This window comes from Kushneria phosphatilytica, assembly GCF_008247605.1.
Classification (GTDB): Bacteria; Pseudomonadota; Gammaproteobacteria; order Pseudomonadales; family Halomonadaceae; genus Kushneria; species Kushneria phosphatilytica.
Window position 1 is genome coordinate 319,653 of sequence record NZ_CP043420.1, and the last position, 16,874, is coordinate 336,526.

Here is a 16,874-nt window from a genome sequence, read left to right on the forward strand (position 1 = left end):
TAGCATTCGGCCTGGTCCGGCGAGGGCGTCAGACGTCAGGCTGGGGCGCGCTGGCGAGAATCTTGCGCAAAAAGGCGCGGGTACGTTCGTCGTCGGGTTGGGTGAACAGCCGGTCGGGCGGGGCCTGTTCGACAATGCGTCCGCCATCCATGAACACCACCCGATCGGCGACTTCGCGGGCAAACTGCATTTCGTGGCTGACCACGATCATGGTCTGGCGCTCGGTTGCGAGCTGTTTCATCAGCCCCAGCACTTCCTCGACCCATTCGGGATCAAGCGCCGAGGTCGGCTCGTCGAACAGAATTACTTCGGCACCGGTTGCCATGGCCCGACCGATGCCGATGCGTTGCTGCTGGCCACCGGAGAGGGCCGCCGGGTAGGCGTCTGCCCGATCGGCCAGGCCAATGCGCTCGAGAATTTCGCGGGCGCGATGGTGCGCCTCGGCCTTGGCCATGCCCTGTACCACGATCATCGATTCGGCGATGTTTTCCAGCGCCGTCTTGTTGGCAAACAGGGCGTAGTTCTGAAAGACGAAGGCGGTCCGCCGGCGCAGCGCGAGGATGTCCTGCTTCGTGGCACGCGTGACATCGAGATTCAGGTCACCGACCGTCAGTTGCCCTTCATCCGGCGTTTCCAGAAAGTTGATACAGCGCAACAACGTCGATTTACCGGTGCCGGAAGGCCCGATCACGACAATGATTTCGCCACGCTCGAGTTCAAGATCGATGTGATCCAGTACGGTGTGATCACCGAAACGCTTGGTGATACCGGAAAGTGCAATCATCGCTGATACGCCCGGTTGAGTCGTTGCTCCATCCATTTCTGCAGCCAGGAGAGCGCCTCCACGACCACCCAGTAGATGACGGCCACCACCAGAAAGGCTTCGAAGTAGAGAAAACTGCCCGCTGCTTCCTTCTGAGTAGCGCCCATCAGTTCGGTGACCCCGAGCGTGAAGGCCAGCGAGGTCGATTTGATCATGTCGATGAAGTAATTCATCAGCGTTGGCGTGGCGACCCGGGTGGCCTGGGGGAGGATAATCCGGCGCATCAGCTGGGCGCGGGTCATGCCGATCGACAGCGCCGCTTCGGTCTGGCTGCGGTCGATGCCGATGATGGCGGCGCGGATCGATTCCGCCATGTAGGCCGAGAAGTGCAGGGTCAGGCCCATGATGGTGGCGGTAATGCCATTGATCGAGACCAGAAAGGAGAAGATCTGTGGCAGACCGTAATAGAACAGAAACAGCTGCACCAGCAGCGGCGTGCCACGAAAGAACGAGATGAACAGCATGGCCGCGCCATTGAGGACGGGAATCCGCGAGACGCGAATCACGGCCAGCAGACTGGAAAGAATCAGCGCACACACCATGGCGGCGGCTGCCATTTCCAGCGTCAGTGGCAGGTAGCCCAGCAGGATGGGCACCAGACCTGCCATGTAATCGAAATCAAGTGCGTGCATACCTGCAAACCCGGCTGACAGAACGCGAGCGCTCAGGGCTCGCGTTCCGGTATGGCTTGATCGACAGCGTCAGGACTGGCTGGCGGTCGCTGGCTGCTCGCTCTCTTCGGGGGCGCTGGTGATATCGCTACCGAACCATTTTTCGGAGATCCGGCTCAGTGTGCCGTTCTCGCGCAGCGTCGTCAGGGCCTGATTGACGCGATCGCGCAGCGCACGGCCCTGTTCGTCATCGCGGAAGGGCAGGGCGTTTTCGATCTTCGAGAACGGCTGGCCGGCAAGCTGCAGTGGCAGGGGCTTGTCCTTGATTACCTGCGTGGCGCTGACCCGGTCCATCACGAAGGCATCGGCGCGTCCCAGCGCCACATCCTGCTCGATATTGGAATCATAGGTCTTGATGTTGATCTGATCGGCATACGGCAGTTCGTTGAGCAACTGCTCGTAATTGGACCCCAGGTTGACGGCCACCGTCTTGCCCTTGAGATCCTTGACGCCATGAATCTCATCGTTGCCCTTGCGCACCACCACCTGAGCACCATCGTAGACGTAGGGTTGAGTGAAGGCGTATTTGGCCTTGCGCTCCGGTGTGATGGTGATCTGATTGGCGATGGTATCGATACGACCGGAATCGAGCATGCCGGCCAGACCAGAAAAGCTGGCGGTCACGAATTTGATGTCATCGCCGGTCTGTTCACCGATGGCCTTCATGACATCGACTTCGAAGCCCTTGAGCTGGTTGTGATCGACAAAGGTGAAGGGGTAATACTTGCCCGACATGCCGACCTTCAGCGTGTCAGCCTGGGCCAGGGCGCCCGTGAACAGCGTACCGAGCCCCAGGGCGGTAATGGCCAGGGTGCGGGTCAGGGTAGAGGTCAGTGACATGTCATCCTCCGAATCGATTAAGCCAATGATGGCAGCGTTGTGCGATAGCGTAACGCAAACCTTACATTGAGTAATAAGAAAAAGAATTCATATGCGATCAGGTTTTTATCTATGAGGGCACTCCGGCACAGGATACCAGGGACGCCGGAGGAACATGTTGTCGTGCAGGGTCGGTTTCCGGAGCAGGAGCACCGTCACAGCGGTAGGGCGCCATCGGCCTTGACCTCATCAAGCACGAAGAAGGTGCGCACCTGGCGCACCCCGGGCAGCGCCACGATCTTTTCGCTGTGGAAACGGTTGAAGGCGGGCAGGTCGCGTACCCGTACCTTCATGAAGTAATCCACGTCGCCGGCGACCAGCCAGCACTCCAGCACCTGGGGCAGGGCACGGGCCGCTTCGGCAAAGCGCGCAAAGCTGTCCTGCGTCGAGCGATCAAGGACGACCCCGACCAGTACGGCGGTTTCGCGCTGTACGGCACGTGGCTCGATCAGCGCCCGCACGCCACGAATCACGCCCTGATCGAACAGGCGTTTCGTGTGTTGCCAGCAGGCCGATGCGCTCAACCCCACTCGCCGAGCGAGATCGGCGTTGCTCAGCCGGCCGTTGTCCTGCAAGGCCCGCAGGATGCGGCGATCATGTGAATCCAGCTCGGGCCAGACGGGGCGTTGTTCATCGTCCATGTAATGATCCTTTTGTTATTGGGTGATCATGACGCCATTCATTCGGCTATCGAGCGCTGACCAGCAGGGTCGTGTCAATTATCGCTTTAAAGGAAAAGCACCTTCATCAAGCGTTTCGATAGGATGACAGGGGCGTGATACCGGCTTCGATCCGGCCAATAACAAGATTCCGATCACAGGAAGCAATTCCCATGACACTCGATCTCGAAACGCGTTTCACCCGTACGCCGCTGGGCTTCTTCCCTTCTCCCGTGCATCCTCTCAAGCGACTGTCGAAGGCCCTCGGCATCAACCTCTGGGCCAAGCGCGACGATGTCTCTTCCGGGCTGGCTTTCGGGGGCAACAAGGTACGCAAGCTGGAGTGGCTGGCCTCGGAGGCCATCGCGCAGGGCTGCGATACGCTGGTGTCGATTGGCAATATCCAGTCCAATCACACCCGTCAGGTGGCGGCTGTGGCTGCAGCGCTGGGCATGAAGTGTCGGCTGGTGCAGGAGGCGTGGACGAAGTGGGAGGACCCGGCCTACGAACAGGTGGGCAATATTCTGTTGTCACGGTTGATGGGGGCGACCACGGTGCTGGAGGGCGAGGGGTACTCCACCGAGATCAAGGAGACCTGGCAACGCGCGCTGGAGGAGGTTCGGCGTGAGGGCGGCAAGCCTTATGCGATTCCGGCCGGCGCCTCGGACCACCCGCTGGGCGGACTGGGCTACGCCAGTTTCGCTGATGAAGTGGTGCGTCAGGAAGCCGAACACGACATCTTCTTTGATACGGTCATTACCGCGACCTGCACCGGCTCTACCCAGGGCGGCATGATTGCCGGCTTCCACGGCCAGCAGCGGCCGAGGCGCCTGATCGGTATCGATACCGCCTGCAACGAGTCGATGACCCGCGCAGCGGTCACCAAAAGTGCCCGCCAGACGGCGGAACTGATCGGGCTGTCGGGTGAGGTTCGTGACGAGGATGTGATCATCGATCCGCGCTTCGCCGGCCCGGACTACGGCCTGCCGGATGAGGCCACCCTCAGTGCGATCCGCATGGGCGCACAGATGGAGGCGATGCTGACCGACCCCGTCTATGAGGGCAAGTCACTGGCCGGGCTGATCGCCATGGCGCGTTCGGGGGAGATCGCGCCGGGGTCGAACGTACTTTATGTTCACCTGGGCGGGGCACCGGCGCTCAACGCCTATCATCGGGCCTTCGAATAAGGCATGGCAGCTCGCCTGAGCCGGCCACTGGCCGGCTCAGGCGCCGCAGCACTTCTTGTACTTCTTCCCGCTGCCGCACGGACAGGGTGCGTTGCGCCCCACCGTGGCGCGTGCCGGCGGGTCGATCACACCATCGACATAGAGCCACTGGCCGCGGCTGCGGCGAAACTGGGCGCGCTCGTGCAGCACCGAGGGTGTGGTGGTCGTCTCGTCACTGTCGTGCTCAAGGCCGTGCTCCAGATAGTGGGCGCGAAACTCCACCATCCCCTGAGCGCCGTGTACGCTGCTGTCGAGAATCTCCAGCCCGGTCCAGTCCACTGTGCGCCGGTCCAGCATCTCGGCATCTTCCGGCGGTCGACCGGGAGCGTCGGCGGCCCAGGTGGCGAGCAAATAGTCGCCCAGTCCGCCCAGCGCAAAAGCGCTGTAGCGCGAGCGCATCAGCGCTTCGGGGTCGGGCGGGGTCGCCAGGCCCTGATGATAACGGCCGCAACAGTCGCTGTAGTTCAGTCCACTGCCGCAGGGGCATTCGGTGAGGGTCGGGGCGGTCATGCTCTCTCCACTGGCAGGCGCGAGTGCGCATTCTAACAAGCCGGGCGGGGCTTCGGGGCCACCGGACCCGCTTTCCTGCAGGGCTCCTGACGTCGGAAGTGGCCTGCTATCATGCCCGCCTCGCCTGACTGCTACCGGAGGGGGCATGCCATCGACATTCGTGAGGCCAACGAGTCGGCGCGGCTGGCTGTTGCTGATTGCTTTTATTCTGATCATTGCGGCCGGCTGCTGGCCGATCATCGCACTGGTCAATCATCCCATGCGCGTGCTGGGGCTGCCGCTGATTGCGCTGTGGGCCTATGTCATCGTGCTGGCCAGCGTGGCGGTGATGGCGCTGGGCAATCGCTGGCTGGCCCGGCGTGAGCGCGACGCATCATCCGATGCCCCGCGGGATCGCTCATCATGAACGCATCGGTGTCTCTTGCGATCACGCTGGTGTATCTGCTGGTGGCGCTGGTCATCGGCATTCGTGCCCGCGGCGGACGTTCCATGGCACGGCTCGAAGAGTGGGGCGTGGCCGGACGCAGCATGAGCGGAATCGTGCTCTATCTGCTGATCGGTGCCGGCAGTATCAGCGCCTATACCTTCATGGGCGCGCCCGGCTGGGCCTATTCGAAGGGCGTGCCGGTCTTCTATGTGGTGATCTATCTCAGTTATCTGGCGATGGTAGCGTGGTACTTCGGGCCAAAAGTGTGGGCGCTGGGTGAGCGTTTCGGCCATGTGACCCAGGCGGATGCCATCCGGGATCGCTATCAGAGTCCCTGGCTGGGGGCGCTGGCAGCGCTGGTGATGTCGATCGGCACACTCGCTTACGCCGTGCTGCAGACCATCGGTGCGGCCTACATCCTCAACGTGATGAGCGGCGGCGCCATCCCGCGCTGGGTCGGGGTGATCGTGGTGCTGAGCATCATGGCGATCTACCTGTGGCTCAGCGGTCAGCGGGCGATCGGCATGACCAATGCCTTCCAGGGCGCGCTGATGCTGGTGATTGCCTGGCTGATCGGACTCTGGGCGACTCACCAGAGCACGGGCGGCTGGTGGTTCGGCGCGGTATTCGACCGGCTGGCCGAGCAGCGTCCCGAATTTCTGACCCTGCCCGGGGCCGATGGCCGCATGAGCTTTGCCTTCTGGACCACGTCGATTCTGGTATCGATGGTGTCGTTCATGCCGCCGGTGTGGATGCAGTGGATGAGTGCCCGCTCGCCCGATACGCTGCGCCGCAGTGCGACCTGGCTGCCGACCTACTATGTGGTCATTCTGCCGATGGTGGTGGTGGGCTTCATCGGTATCTTTGCCCTGCCGCAGCTTGAGCGCGCCGATACCGTGGCGCTGACACTGGCGATGCAATCGATGCCGGCAGCGCTGGCCGGGTTGCTGGGCGCCGGGACGCTGGCGGCAGCAATGTCTTCATGCGAGCCCTTCATTCATGCCACGGCGGTGACCTGGGCAAGGGATGTGGTGCGTCCGGCGCTTGATCTCTCCGAGACGGTGACCGCCCGGCTGGCGCGCTGGCTGCTGTTGGCAATCATGGCACTGATCGTGACCCCGCTGGCGATCGTTTCGCCGGGCAACCTGATCATGATCCTGCTGATCGGGCTGGGCTTTGCCGCCCAGGTACTGCCAGCCTTCATCGGCATCTTCCTGTGGCCCCGTGCCACCCCGGCCGGGGTCACTACGGGCATTCTGGCCGGCTTCGTGGTCACGGTGCTGTTGACCGTGGTCTGGCGCAATCCACTGGGCATCCATGCCGGTTTCTGGGGGTTGATGCTCAATCTGCCGCTGTTCGTGATGGTCTCGCTGAAGACCCGACCGGTAGCCCGCGAGGTGACCGAGCGCTTCTTTGCCGTGATGGAACATGTCGGCCCCGGCAGGCAGCGATCATGAGCGTGATGTGATGCAGGAGAACGCATAACCATGAGCACTCTGGTGCACTGGCTGGATATTGCCGGCGTGGTGGCCTTCGCGCTGTCCGGCGTGATTGTGGCGTGCCGATCGCATATGGACCCTTTCGGCATGCTGGTGCTGGCCGCGGTGACCGGGATTGGCGGCGGCACACTGCGCGATCTGATTCTGGGACACCATCCGGTGTTCTGGGTGGCCCAGCCGATCTATCTGTGGAGCATCCTGATCACGGTGATGCTGGCCATGCTGGGGTTTCATCATATCCATCGGCTGGATCGCCGGCTGCTGCCGGCGGTGGATGCCTTCGGTCTGGCGCTCTTCACTGTACTGGGCGCTCGTCAGGCTCTGGATGCGGAAACGCCGGTCGAAGTGGCAGTGCTGATGGGGCTGCTGACCGGCATCGCCGGTGGCATGGTGCGTGATGTACTGGCGCGGCGAGTGCCCATGGTGCTGCGTCGCGAAATTTATGCCACGGCCTCCATCGCCGGCGGTTGTCTCTATGTCCTGTTGCGCCGCCTGGATATCGATGATGCGCATGCCATGTGGCCGGCCCTGCTGGTGACCCTGATCCTGCGACTGGCCGCCATTCGCTGGCACTGGTCGCTGCCGACCTTTGCCTGGGTGACCACGGGCGGGGAAGAGGGCGATGCCCGGTGGCCGATGCACCGACAGCGCCCCCGGGTGCGGATCATTCGGCCGCAGCGCTCGCGAGACGAGGCCTCCGATGATGACTGAGCGATGACAGGCACTGGAGAGTGCGGGCATTCTCGCCCACGCTGAAGACATGGAAGAGATTGCTACCGTACTCGAGCGCCTGCGTGGCTCGACGTTTCGTCGGCGCTTTCACCTCAAACCGCGAGAGCGCGACTACCTCGAAACCCGCGGTCGCGCCGCCGTGAATACCCATGCCCGTGAATTCATTGCTCGCCGTCTTGCACCCGCCGAGCCGCCTCATGATGGCCGCCAGACGCCATGGCGAGGTCATCCGGTGTTTGTCGCCCAGCATGCCACGGCGACCTGCTGTCGCAGCTGTCTGGCACGCTGGCACGGCATCGAGCCGGGTAGAGTGATGAGTGACGACGAGCAGGCTCGGGTAGTCGAGGTCATCATGGCCTGGCTCACCCACGAGGCGCCGCAGGCGAGTGAGCAGGGCAGTGCACCGCAGCAGGGCGCACTGCCGTTCTGAAGTCGCCTCAGTGCTTCACCTGGCTGCCGCCGGCGCTGGTCAGCGCGGCCTCGGCCAGATCCACCTCCCGTACCAGTCGTCTGAGCACATCATCGTTGATGCGATGGCGTCCGCGCAGCTTGTAGTATTCGCGACGCTCGGCGCGCAGCGCCTCCAGCCGGGTCTCGCGTTCGAGCTGACGGGTCGCTTCGAGCAGTGGCGTGGGCGTGTCGTGATCCCCCAGCTTCAGCCGCTGGCGATAGTAGGTCATCAGTCGAGCACTGATCTCGTTGAAGGCCACCAGCAGCTCCTCGTTGTGCTCGTCGCGGGCGAAATCCAGATTGCGGTCGTGGTGGTAGCGCTCGATGCGATAGATCGCGGCTTCGGCGCCGGCAATGCGGGCGCGGCGCTCTTCTTCGAATTCGTGCGTGTCGCGAGGCAGGTCCAGATTTTTCAGCAGCAGTGGCAGGCCGATGCTCCCGGTCATCAGGGTGAACAGGATCACGCCGGTCGCCAGAAAGATCAGTAGCTCACGGGCCGGAAAGGGCGTGCCATCGTTCATCAGCTGGGGCAGTGAGAGCGCTGCGGCCAGGGTGATGGTGCCGCGGATGCCGGCCAGAGTGGCGGCCAGAATCACCCGCATCGAGGCAAAGCGTCTGGCCCGATCGGGGTGTCGCCAGCGCGAAAGCTGATGTGAAACGCCGGTGGCGCCGACAATCCAGATAAAGCGCAGAATCAGCAGCGCCAGCGAGATCACTACCACATAGCCCAGCAGACGCAGGAATTCGTAGTCGCCGACATCATGCAGTGAGTGATTCAGTGCGCCGCCGATGATCTCCGGCAGCTGGAAGCCGAGTAGCAGGAACACCAGCGCATTGAGTACGAACTCCACCATCTCCCAGACGCTGTGTGCCTGCATACGGGTATGGAGCTGACTCTCGCGCTTGAGATCGGTGCGGTTGATGACCATGCCGGCGGCGACGGCCGAGAGAATGCCGGAGCACCCCAGGTGTTCCGCCAGCAGAAAGGCGGCGAAGGGCAGCAGCAACATCAGCAGCACGATCTGAATGGTGGTGGCCTCACCCAGGTGATGCTCGATCAGCCGGGTACGGACGATATTGAACAGCCATGCCACGGCTGCGCCAATGACCAGCCCGCCAACCGAGATGATGAAAAAGTCCAGCGTGGCATCCGCCAGCGAAAAGGAGCCGGTCAGTGCGGCGGCGACAGCGAACTTGAAGGCGACCAGACCCGAGGCATCGTTCATCAGCGATTCGCCTTCGAGGATCCGCATCAGTCGTGGTGGTACCGGCAGCCGCCCTGAAATGGCGGCCACCGCCACGGCATCGGTTGGTGAGAGGATCGCTGCCAGGGCCAGGCAGATCGGCAGCGCCAGGCTCGGCAGCAGCCAGTGAATGAAGTAGCCCACCCCGATGACGGTAAACAGGACCAGCCCCAGCGCCAGTGCCAGGATCGGGCCGCGCAGTACCATGAACTCCCGCTGGGGAAAGCGTCGGGCATCGGAGAACAGCAGCGGCGCGATAAAAAGCAGCAGGAAGATTTCCGGTTCCAGCTCGACATGCAGGCCGATGGCCGGCCAGGCCAGCAGGGCACCGAAGGCAATCTGCACCAGTGGCGTGGGCAGCGACGGCAGAAAGCGAGCCGCGACCCCGGTGGCCGAGGCAACGAGCAGCAGGATCAGAACGAGCAGCAGGGTATCCATGGCACTCCGCGATGCAGCGTGATTCGGCAAACGGACCGAGCATACGTCAGATGCAGGCGGCTAGCTCGATTCCCGTCGCCTGACATTCAACGCCATTTCGGCCAGATCCAGCTCCTGAACCAGTCGCCGCAGGGTGTGATCGTCAATGTGGTCGCGCCGGCGCAGGCGATAGTACTCCTGACGTTCGGCGCGCAGTGCTGCCAGGCGCGCCTGGCGATGCAGGCCACGGTCATGTTCGAAGCGTCGGGAGCGCAGGCTGCGATCGTCAATGGTCAGGCGGCGGCGGTATCCATCGATCAATTGGGTCGAGACCGCTTCCAGCGCGTTGCGACGGTCCTGGTCCTGATCGTCATCATCCTGCTGCGAGTATTGCTCCAGAGCCCTGATGGCTGCACGGGCAGCGGCCTGGCGGGCGCGTCGCTCCTCTTCAAAGTGCTGATGATCGGGCGCTGAGGCCAACCCGCGCAGCAGCAGGGGGAGACCGACACTGCCCAGTATCAGGGTCAGCAGAATCACCCCGGCGGCAATGAACACGACCAGCTCGCGTCCTGGCAGGGCATCGCCGCCCGGCAGCTGTACCGGCAGTGAGAGCGCGGCAGCCAGGGTGATGGTGCCGCGAATGCCGGCCAGGGTGCCGATGGCGACCACCCTGGGTGAGGCGGGCACCCGGGCGTTGCCGTGCCGGCGTGACGAGAGGGATGACAGTCGGATCACCCCGGTGACCCACAGGGCGCGCAGGCTCAGTAATACCAGCGTGGTCCCCAGCACATAAAGCGAGAGGGTGCCGAGTCCGAAATTACGGCCATCGAGTATGGTGGTGCTCAGGGCGTCGCCGATGATATGCGGTAATTGCAGCCCCAGTAGCAGAAACACCACGGCGTTGAAGACGAAGGCGAGCACTTCCCAGAGATTGTCGAGCTGCATGCGCGTACGGGTCTGATCGTGGTGGCGCAGCTCGGTGCGATTGAGCGTGATCCCGGCGGTCACGGCGGCCAGAATGCCGGAGACATTGAAGTGTTCGGCCAGCAGATACGCGGCAAATGGCATGACCAGCATCAGCAGCACAATCTCGGTGGAGGCTTCCGTGCCGCGCAGGGCCAGCAATTGACGACGTACCAGGCTGAAGGCCAGGGCCAGCAGGGCACCGATGCCGCTACCGCCCAGGGCAATGGCGAAAAACGAAAGCGAGGCCTGGCCCAGTGAGAAGGCGCCGGTCATCGCGGCGGCTACGGCAAAGCGGAAGGCCACCAGCGCCGAGGCGTCGTTCATCAATGATTCGCCCTCGAGCATATGCATCAGGCGAGCAGGGATCGGCAGGCGGCCGGAGATGGCCGAAACGGCTACGGCGTCGGTGGGGGAGAGGATCGCGCCCAGCGCAAAGGCGACCGGCAACGGCAGGTTCAGCAGGGCATGTCCCAGCCAGCCGATGCCCGCCACGGTAAACAGGACCAGCCCCAGTGCCAGAGCGATGATCGGTCGGCGCTGTAACATCAGCTCGCGCTGAGGAAAGCGCCAGGCATCGGCAAACAATAGCGGGGGCACAAACAACAGCATGAAAATGCCGGGATTCAGTGCCACATCGAAGCCTGTGCCCGGCATGGCCAGAGCGGCCCCAATGGCGATCTGCAGCAATGGCAGTGGCAGCCAGGGCAGGAATCGGGCAATCAGCCCGGTACCGGCGGCAATCAGCAACAGAATCAGAACAAGCAGAATGATCGACATGCAGGTCTCACACCGGTGATGAATCAGGGTAGCGCCTGAGGCGCCATGCTCCCCCTGTGGGACAGTCGTGATGCATTCCCGTGCCCTGCATACAGGAAGGGCGCTCGTTGGAGCGCCCTTCGCAAAGCTTCATGGCAGTCGACGCATCAGGCGTGCTGCTGGCGGTGCCGGCCTTCCTTGATCTCTTCGATCAGCTTGTTATTGAAGGCATGCAGATCGTCCGGCGTGCGGCTGGTGACCAGCGCGCTGTCGCAGACGACTTCGCTGTCTTCCCATTGGGCACCGGCATTCTTCAGATCCTGAGCGATCGAATGGACCGAGGTCATGCGGCGACCTTCGACCACTTCAGCGTTGATCAGAATCCAGGGCGCATGGCAGATGGCGCCGACCGGCTTGCCTTCACGGAAGAAGTCACGCACGAAGCTGAGCGCTCGCTCGTCGAGGCGCAGCTCATCCGGGTTGAACAGGCCACCCGGCAGCATCAGGGCGTGATAATCATCGGCACTGACTTCATCGATCACCTTGTCGACGGCGTAATCATCGCCCCAGTCGGTTTTCGCCCAGGCACGGATGCCATGTTTTTTCGGTGCCACCACGTGGACTTCGATGCTCTGCGCTTCCAGCGCCTTTTTCGGCTCGCTGAGCTCCAGCTCTTCGAAGCCGTCGGTGGCCAGAATGGCGACTCGGGTACCCTTGAGTTCGGTCATGATGTAACGCTCCTTGTCGTCACCGTGTGATACGTCGCTCGCCCCTGAGGGCGGTTGGTTTCCGGCTCAGGCATGCTGCTTGCGGTGGCGTCCTTCACGAATCTCTTCGATCAGCTTGTTGCAGAAGGCGTCCAGATCGGCCGGCTTGCGGCTGGTGACCAGTGCGCTGTCGCAGACGACTTCGCTGTCTTCCCACTTCGCGCCAGCATTTTCCAGATCCTTGCGCAGCGAGGGAATCGAGGTCATGCGGCGACCTTCGACCACGCCGGCGTTGATCAGCGTCCACGCGGCGTGGCAGATGGCGCCGACCGGCTTGCCTTCCTCGAAGAAACCGCGCACGAAGGTCATGGCCTTCTCATCGGTACGCAGGCTGTCGGGATTGATGACGCCACCCGGCAGTACCAGAGCGTGATAATCGTGAGAGCTGACCTCATCGAGGGATTTGTCGACGGTGTACTCATCGCCCCACTGGGTTTCGGCCCAGGCGCGGATGGTGCCGTGTTTGGGGGCCACGATATGCACTTCGATGCCTTGTTGATCGAGCATGCTGCGCGGCACGGCCAGCTCGGATTCCTCGAATCCGTCGGTGGCCAGAATGGCCACGGGAATACCGGTAAGGCTCTGACTCATGATGACTGACTCCTTGTCGTCCGAATCGTTGGCTTGCTCGTTCTGGCGCCCGCAGGCGCAGGTGCTTCAAGTGTAGTCGGCGTGGCCGAATTGTCAGTCGACTGCTGACCGAATCGCGGCTGAAGCCGCTCCTACGGGTACTCAAGGCCTGTTTTGCAGGGGCGGCTTGTGTGCGACTCGGCTGTCGGTTGCTTCATCGCGGCTGAAGCCGCTCCTGCGGGTACTCAGGGCCTGTTTTGCAGGGGCGGCTTGTGTGCGACTCGGCTGTCGGTTGCTTCATCGCGGCTGAAGCCGCTCCTGCGGGTACTCAGGGCCTGTTTTGCAGGGGCGGCTTGTGTGCGACTCGGCTGTTGGCCGCTTCATCGCGGCTACAGCCGCTCCTGCGGGTGCTCAGGGCATGTGTCCAGGGTGTCCGAGACATATGCCTGTAGGAGCGACTTCAGTCGCGATCATGACGCCTCATCCATCATCGTCGGCGCCATGCTCTCTGCAGGACCTTCATGGCACCTTATGAGGCTTCGTCCCTCGTCGGCGGTGCCATGAACTCCGGCCCCACCGGATCGGTGATGCACTCATTGAGGATGGCGTCGATATCGCGCATCGCCTGATCGTTGAGCGACCAGCCCATGACCTCATTGGCGGGATCGAGCTGATCCGGACGACGAGCCCCCCACAGGGCGACCGAGACACCCGGCTGATCGAGCAGCCAGCGCAGTGCCAGATGCAGTACCCGCTTGCCGTAATGCTCTTGCGCGTAGGCATCGAGCTTTTCGACGGCGCTGATGTACTGGTCATAGCGCGGCTGCTGGAACTTGGGATCGTTGTTGCGCAGGTCATCGCCCTCGAACTTCGTATCCCGCTTCATCTTGCCGGAGAGCAGACCGCGGCAGAGCGCTCCGTAGGTCAGGGTGCCAACGTTGTCTTCGCGCACCGCGGGCAGGATGTCACTTTCGATCTCGCGCTCGAAGAGGTTGTAGGGCGGCTGCATGGTCGACAGCGGGCAGATCTTCTCGAACGCTCGCATCTGCTCGACCGAGAAGTTGGAGACACCGACGGCGCGAATCTTTCCGGCTTCACGCAGCTCGCGCAGGGTTTCGGCGGCTTCGCTGATGTCGCGAGTCGGGTCGGGCCAGTGCAGCTGATAAAGATCGATACGGTCAGTCTGCAGTCGGCGCAGGCTGTCTTCCACTTCCTTCTGAATGCGGGCGCGGCTGGCATCACGATAGGGGCCGTTGTCATTCCAGTTCAGCCCGCATTTGGTGGCCAGTACCACCTGATCGCGGATGCCACCTTCCTTCAGTGCGCGACCGACGATCTCCTCGGAGCGGCCGAAGCCATAGACCGCTGCGGTATCGATACAGGTAATGCCTCGTTCCACGGCACTCTGGATGGTATCGATCGACTGTTTCTCGTCGGTACCACCCCACATCCAGCCACCGATGGCCCAGGTGCCCAGGGCAATGCGGCTGGGGGTCAGATCGCTGTTCGGTAGGGTCACCGTTTCCATGGCATACCTCCTGTCGGATGAATCCTTAGCCATCTATCCATTTCATGGAGACAGCGTAGACGGTTTCAAGGGATATGCCGGTAACGAAGCGCAACGCCGGGGACGTCAGCTGTCGAAGAAAATCGTCATGACATCATCGAGATGTGCCGTCATCGCCTGGCGGGCGTCCTCGGGATCACGTCGGATGAGCGCTTCGAGAATCTCCTGATGCTGGCGTTGCGAGCGCGATTTCATGTCGGTGGTCAGATAAAGATCCTGCAGACGCCGGAACATGACGCCGTACTGATGACCGAGCACATGGCGAATCAGCAGGGCATAGGCAGGGTTGCCGCAGGCATCGGCAATACGGATATGAAACAGCCGATCACCGGTGTGGTTGGCCGCATAGGGCTGCCCCTGCTGACGCGCATCGACCTCGCTGCTGTTGTCGGCCACATTGCGCTCGAAGGCTTCCCGGATACCGGCCAGCGCTTCTTCCGACATATGTTCGGCGGCCAGTGCCGCCGTTTCCGGCTCGACCAGACGGCGGGCTTCCAGCAGGGCATGCGGCGGAATTTCGGCATCCGGATCGAGGGTGAATGCATCACTCAATTCGGGGTCGGGCTGCCAGGGGTGGCGCTGTGCGGCAGCGCCCAGTACCGGCTGCTCGCCGCGTGGTACCAGCGGACCGACGAGTACGCCATGACCGACCCGGACCTCGACCTGGCCGATGACTTCCAGGGCGATCAGGGCCTCGCGCACCGAGGCACGGCTGACCCCCAGCGTCTGGGCCAGCTCCCGTTCGGGGGGCAGCAGGGCGCCAGGTGGAAATTCACCGCGCTCGATGAGCTGATGGAGCTGATCGGCTATCTGGCGATAGAGCCGTTGCTGGCGAATGGCCTGAAGCGGCATGCATCAATCCCGTGAAGAAATCATTGTCTGGCACATTCTGCGATATTAGTGGGTCGTTGTAGCTGCGACCAATGGTTAAAGGTCAGGCCATTGGTCGTCTGATTTAATCGCTGGCAGGGCAGGTGTCGATCGAACCGACAAGGGAGGCGATATGCCGTCTGAAGCCACGCGGTTGTCGGGCAAAACGGCTCTGGTGACTGCCGCCGGACAGGGCATCGGCCGGGCCGCAGCGCTGCGACTGGCCGCCGAAGGGGCGCGGGTGTTTGCCACCGACCTGGAGCCGAGCCGGCTGGCCGGGCTGGAAGCACTGAACCCCCGTCCGCTGGATGTCCTGGATAATAGTGCCGTGTGTTCGCTGGCCGATGAGCTGGGTGGCGTGGATATCCTCTTCAACTGTGCCGGTTACGTGCATCACGGTTCGATTCTGGAGTGCGACGAGCGCGCCCTGACCTTCTCCCTGGATCTCAACGTGCGCTCGATGTTTCATACCATCCGCGCCTTTTTGCCAGCGATGCTCGAGCGCGGTGCTGGCAGCATCATCAACATGGCCTCCCTGGCCTCGAGCGTGAAGGGCATTCCGGATCGCTTCGCCTACGGTACCAGCAAGGCCGCCGTGATCGGTCTGACCAAATCAGTGGCCGCCGACACCATGACCCGTGGTATCCGCTGCAATGCCATCTGTCCCGGCACGGTCGACTCTCCTTCATTGCGTGAACGCATTCGCGAGCGCGCCGCCGCGCAGGGGCGTGACGAGCAGGCGGTGCATGATGATTTCGTGGCGCGACAGCCGATGGGGCGGCTGGGGCGCCCGGAGGAAGTGGCCGCGCTGGTGGCCTGGCTGGCCAGTGATGAGTCGGCCTTTATTACCGGTACCACGCAGATGATCGATGGTGGCTGGTCGAACTAGGTCTGGCCGGTAGCGTATCGGCGCTGTTCGCCGCGCCAGGGCCACCGCAACGTTGCAAGCCATTCCCATATAAAGGAGACACGCCTGATGAAACTGTTGCGCCATGGTTCGCGCGGAAACGAGAAGCCGGGGCTGGTCGCTGCCGATGGCAGCGTGCGCGATCTTTCCGGTCGGGTCAGTGATATTGCCGGAGACACCCTGTTACCGGAACAGCTGGCCACACTGGCAGCTCTCGATCCCATGGCGCTGCCGACTGTCGAGGAGGGTGTCCGTCTGGGTCCCTGCGTCGGTCGGGTCGGCAAGTTTATCTGCATCGGGCTGAATTACGCTGATCACGCTGCCGAAACCGGTGCCGAGCTGCCTGCCGAGCCCGTGGTGTTCAACAAGTGGACCAGTGCCATTTGCGGACCCAATGACAATGTCGAAATCCCGCGCGATTCGCAGAAGACCGACTGGGAGGTCGAGCTGGCGGTGGTGATCGGCCAGCCCGGGCGCTATATCGAGGAGCGTGATGCCATGTCGCATGTGGCCGGTTACTGCATTGCCAATGATGTCTCCGAGCGGGAGTTCCAGCTTGAGCGTGGTGCGACCTGGGACAAGGGCAAGGGGTGCGATACCTTCGGCCCGCTGGGGCCCTGGCTGGTCACGCCTGATGAAATTGCCGATCCGCATCGGCTGGCGATGTGGCTGGAAGTCGACGGCCACCGTTATCAGGATGGTTCGACCGAAACCATGGTGTTCCGGATTCCTCGGCTGATTGCCTACCTCAGCCGTTTCATGAGTCTGCAATCCGGTGATGTGATCTCTACCGGCACGCCGCCGGGTGTGGGCATGGGGCAGACCCCGAAGATCTTTCTGCAGGCTGGTCAGACCATGCGACTCGGCATCGAGGGGCTGGGGGAGCAGTGCCAGCGTACCGTGCAGGCCTGAGTGTGACGCATTCCTTCATCAG

18 protein-coding genes are annotated in these 16,874 nt (G+C 62.7%); 7 read left to right on the forward strand and 11 right to left on the reverse strand.

What is annotated here, in order from left to right; genetic code table 11:
* Positions 1–28: 28 nt before the first annotated feature.
* The 4 genes from FY550_RS01395 to FY550_RS01410 all read right to left on the reverse strand — a co-directional run bounded on the left by FY550_RS01395 (position 29) and on the right by FY550_RS01410 (position 3,014).
* Complete coding sequence (locus tag FY550_RS01395; RefSeq protein WP_070980970.1) at positions 29–784, reverse strand: amino acid ABC transporter ATP-binding protein; 756 nt, start codon at positions 782–784, stop codon at positions 29–31.
* Positions 781–1,455, reverse strand: a complete 675-nt coding sequence (locus FY550_RS01400; RefSeq protein WP_070980972.1) for an amino acid ABC transporter permease — start codon at positions 1,453–1,455, stop codon at positions 781–783. Before FY550_RS01400 ends, FY550_RS01395 begins: the two co-directional genes overlap by 4 nt.
* A gap of 69 nt (positions 1,456–1,524) precedes the next feature.
* Positions 1,525–2,334: an amino acid ABC transporter substrate-binding protein gene (locus FY550_RS01405; protein ID WP_070980975.1), complete on the reverse strand. Its 810-nt coding sequence runs from the start codon at positions 2,332–2,334 to the stop codon at positions 1,525–1,527.
* A gap of 194 nt (positions 2,335–2,528) precedes the next feature.
* The gene (locus FY550_RS01410) at positions 2,529–3,014 is read right to left on the reverse strand and encodes an Lrp/AsnC family transcriptional regulator (protein WP_070980979.1); all 486 of its coding nucleotides are present in this window, start codon (positions 3,012–3,014) and stop codon (positions 2,529–2,531) included.
* Between the two features lie 191 nt (positions 3,015–3,205).
* Between FY550_RS01410 and FY550_RS01415 the strand changes: the two genes are divergently transcribed.
* Positions 3,206–4,219 carry a 1-aminocyclopropane-1-carboxylate deaminase gene (locus tag FY550_RS01415; RefSeq protein WP_149054311.1) on the forward strand — a complete coding sequence of 338 codons (1,014 nt, stop codon included), beginning with the start codon at positions 3,206–3,208 and terminating at the stop codon, positions 4,217–4,219.
* Positions 4,220–4,255: 36 nt separating this feature from the next.
* On the opposite strand, the gene FY550_RS01420 is transcribed toward FY550_RS01415, so the two are convergent.
* A complete protein-coding gene (locus FY550_RS01420; protein WP_070980983.1) occupies positions 4,256–4,768 on the reverse strand; it encodes a YchJ family protein in 513 nt (170 codons plus the stop codon).
* A 145-nt stretch (positions 4,769–4,913) separates the two neighbouring features.
* Between FY550_RS01420 and FY550_RS01425 the strand changes: the two genes are divergently transcribed.
* The 4 genes from FY550_RS01425 to FY550_RS01440 are packed head-to-tail and all read left to right on the forward strand — an operon-like array spanning position 4,914 to position 7,856.
* Positions 4,914–5,174, forward strand: coding sequence for a hypothetical protein (locus FY550_RS01425; RefSeq protein ID WP_070980985.1), 261 nt, complete (start codon positions 4,914–4,916; stop codon positions 5,172–5,174).
* The gene (locus tag FY550_RS01430) at positions 5,171–6,652 is read left to right on the forward strand and encodes a sodium:solute symporter family protein (protein WP_070980987.1); all 1,482 of its coding nucleotides are present in this window, start codon (positions 5,171–5,173) and stop codon (positions 6,650–6,652) included. The genes FY550_RS01425 and FY550_RS01430 overlap by 4 nt, the downstream gene beginning before the upstream one ends.
* A 30-nt stretch (positions 6,653–6,682) precedes the next feature.
* Complete coding sequence (locus FY550_RS01435; protein ID WP_070980989.1) at positions 6,683–7,405, forward strand: trimeric intracellular cation channel family protein; 723 nt, start codon at positions 6,683–6,685, stop codon at positions 7,403–7,405.
* Between the two features lie 49 nt (positions 7,406–7,454).
* On the forward strand, positions 7,455–7,856 hold the full coding sequence (locus FY550_RS01440) for a DUF4186 domain-containing protein (protein ID WP_070980991.1): 402 nt from the start codon (positions 7,455–7,457) through the stop codon (positions 7,854–7,856).
* A gap of 7 nt (positions 7,857–7,863) precedes the next feature.
* Here FY550_RS01440 and FY550_RS01445 read toward each other — a convergent pair whose 3' ends face one another.
* The 6 genes from FY550_RS01445 to FY550_RS01470 form a co-directional block, all read right to left on the reverse strand.
* Positions 7,864–9,558 (reverse strand): Na+/H+ antiporter, encoded by a 1,695-nt coding sequence (locus FY550_RS01445; RefSeq protein WP_070980993.1) that lies wholly within the window; start codon positions 9,556–9,558, stop codon positions 7,864–7,866.
* Positions 9,559–9,618: 60 nt separating this feature from the next.
* Entirely contained in the window at positions 9,619–11,280 is a 1,662-nt protein-coding gene (locus tag FY550_RS01450) for a Na+/H+ antiporter (protein ID WP_070980995.1), read from the reverse strand.
* A 146-nt stretch (positions 11,281–11,426) separates the two neighbouring features.
* Positions 11,427–11,987, reverse strand: coding sequence for a type 1 glutamine amidotransferase domain-containing protein (locus FY550_RS01455; RefSeq protein WP_149054312.1), 561 nt, complete (start codon positions 11,985–11,987; stop codon positions 11,427–11,429).
* A 66-nt stretch (positions 11,988–12,053) separates the two neighbouring features.
* Positions 12,054–12,617, reverse strand: a complete 564-nt coding sequence (locus FY550_RS01460; protein WP_070980997.1) for a type 1 glutamine amidotransferase domain-containing protein — start codon at positions 12,615–12,617, stop codon at positions 12,054–12,056.
* A gap of 508 nt (positions 12,618–13,125) precedes the next feature.
* Complete coding sequence (locus tag FY550_RS01465; RefSeq protein WP_070980999.1) at positions 13,126–14,124, reverse strand: aldo/keto reductase; 999 nt, start codon at positions 14,122–14,124, stop codon at positions 13,126–13,128.
* A 105-nt stretch (positions 14,125–14,229) separates the two neighbouring features.
* Entirely contained in the window at positions 14,230–15,015 is a 786-nt protein-coding gene (locus tag FY550_RS01470) for a FadR/GntR family transcriptional regulator (RefSeq protein WP_070981001.1), read from the reverse strand.
* 151 nt (positions 15,016–15,166) lie between these two features.
* Between FY550_RS01470 and FY550_RS01475 the strand changes: the two genes are divergently transcribed.
* Positions 15,167–15,922, forward strand: a complete 756-nt coding sequence (locus FY550_RS01475) for an SDR family oxidoreductase (protein WP_070981003.1) — start codon at positions 15,167–15,169, stop codon at positions 15,920–15,922.
* Between the two features lie 87 nt (positions 15,923–16,009).
* Entirely contained in the window at positions 16,010–16,852 is an 843-nt protein-coding gene (locus FY550_RS01480) for a fumarylacetoacetate hydrolase family protein (RefSeq protein WP_070981005.1), read from the forward strand.
* Positions 16,853–16,874: the final 22 nt, after the last annotated feature.